At 62.0% G+C, this 1,773-nt stretch carries 2 protein-coding genes; both read left to right on the forward strand.

Annotated elements, in window-relative coordinates:
• The first annotated feature begins 100 nt into the window (after nt 1-100).
• Nucleotides 101-1,306, forward strand: a complete 1,206-nt coding sequence (locus B7L09_RS11405; protein WP_094468882.1) for an aminotransferase class V-fold PLP-dependent enzyme — start codon at nt 101-103, stop codon at nt 1,304-1,306.
• Entirely contained in the window at nt 1,303-1,707 is a 405-nt protein-coding gene (locus tag B7L09_RS11410; RefSeq protein WP_094468883.1) for a SufE family protein, read from the forward strand. The genes B7L09_RS11405 and B7L09_RS11410 overlap by 4 nt, the downstream gene beginning before the upstream one ends.
• The last annotated feature ends 66 nt before the right edge of the window (nt 1,708-1,773 follow it).

The following is a 1,773-nucleotide window of genomic DNA, read 5'->3' on the forward strand; positions in this document are numbered from 1 at the left end:
GCTCGCGAAGAGGCCCTTGAAGCCGCCAAAAGCTTCGCGGGCAAGCCCGCTCCCACAAGGTCAGGCGCATATCCGCCCATCTTCACCAGGGCCGAAAAACATGATGATTCTCTCTCCCTGGCGCGCCGACTTCCCGGCCATCGCCGCACTTCAACGGCAAGACCAGACCTANCTGGATAACGCCGCNACCACGCAAAAACCTCAAGCCCTGCTGGATGCTTTGGCGCATTACTACGCCAACGGCGCGGCCAACGTGCATCGGGCGCAACACTTGCCCGGCGCCCATGCCACCCAGGCATTCGAAGCCAGCCGCAGCAAAGTCGCGCAATGGCTGAATACCGGCGAGTGCGGGCAAATCATCTTTACCCACGGCGCAACCTCTGCGCTGAACCTCCTGGCTTATGGCCTGGAGCATTTATTCAATGCGGGCGATGAGATTGTCATCAGCGCCCTGGAACACCACGCCAACCTGCTGCCGTGGCAGCAACTGGCCCTGCGTCGCGACTTGAAACTGGTGATCCTGCCGCTGGACGCTGACGGTTTGATCGACCTCGACGCCGCCGCGCAATTGATCGGCCCAAGAACCCGCTTGCTGGCGGTCAGTCAGCTGTCGAACGTGCTCGGTGCCTGGCAGCCGTTGCCCGCCTTGCTGGCGATGGCCAAGGCGCACGACGCGTTAACCGTGGTCGATGGCGCCCAGGGCATCGTCCATGGTCGTCACGATGTGCAGGCCCTGGGTTGCGACTTTTATGTATTTTCCAGCCACAAACTCTACGGCCCGGACGGCGTCGGCGTGCTGTTCGGTCGCCATGAAGCGCTGAAACAACTGCGCCATTGGCAGTTCGGCGGCGAAATGGTGCTGGATGCGGATTACCACAGCGCACGCTTTCGCCCCGCGCCACTGGGGTTTGAGGCCGGAACGCCGCCAATATCGAGTGTGATCGGTCTTGGGGCGACGCTGGATTACCTCGCTGGCCTCGATCAGGACGCGGTCTCGGCCCATGAAGCGGCGCTGCATGACTATCTGTTGAAGGGCCTTGAGGCGCGCAACGGCATACGCCTGCTGGGCAAACCGCAACTGGCGCTGGCCAGTTTTGTCGTCGAGGGTGTGCATAACGCTGATCTGGCGCATTTGCTGACCGAACAGGGTATCGCCGTGCGCGCCGGCCATCACTGTGCGATGCCGTTGCTCAAAAGCTTTGAGTTGGCCGGAGCGATCCGGGTGTCGCTGGCGCTGTACAACGATTCGGATGACCTGGAGCGCTTCTTTGAAGCGCTGGACCAGGCGCTGGAGTTGTTGCGATGAGCTTGCCGGCCGATGCCGTTATCGCACTCGAAACCTTTCAGAATGCGCCTGGCTGGGAACAGCGGGCGCGGTTGCTGATGCAATGGGGCGACCGTCTGCCGGCGTTGAGTGATGTGGATAAAGTCGACGCCAACCGCGTGCATGGCTGTGAAAGCCAGGTGTGGCTGGTGGGTTCNTTGCAGGCCGGTCACTGGCAGTTTGCCGCGAGCAGCGAGGCGCGGATGATTCGTGGGTTGGTGGCGTTGCTGCTGGCGCGGGTCAATGGGTTATCGGCGGATGAGTTACGGCAGGTGGATTTGCCGGAGTGGTTCAATCAGCTTGGGCTTTCACGGCAACTGTCGCCTTCGCGCAGTAATGGCCTTAATGCCGTGCTCCAGCGAATGCGAGAGTTAGCCCTGTAGGAGCCGGCTTGCTGGCGATCCTGCGCCGCGGTGTGTCAGGGATACCGCGGTGCCTGGATCGCCAGC

The organism is Pseudomonas mandelii (assembly GCF_002251635.1).
GTDB classification, from domain to species: Bacteria; Pseudomonadota; Gammaproteobacteria; order Pseudomonadales; family Pseudomonadaceae; genus Aquipseudomonas; species Aquipseudomonas mandelii_B.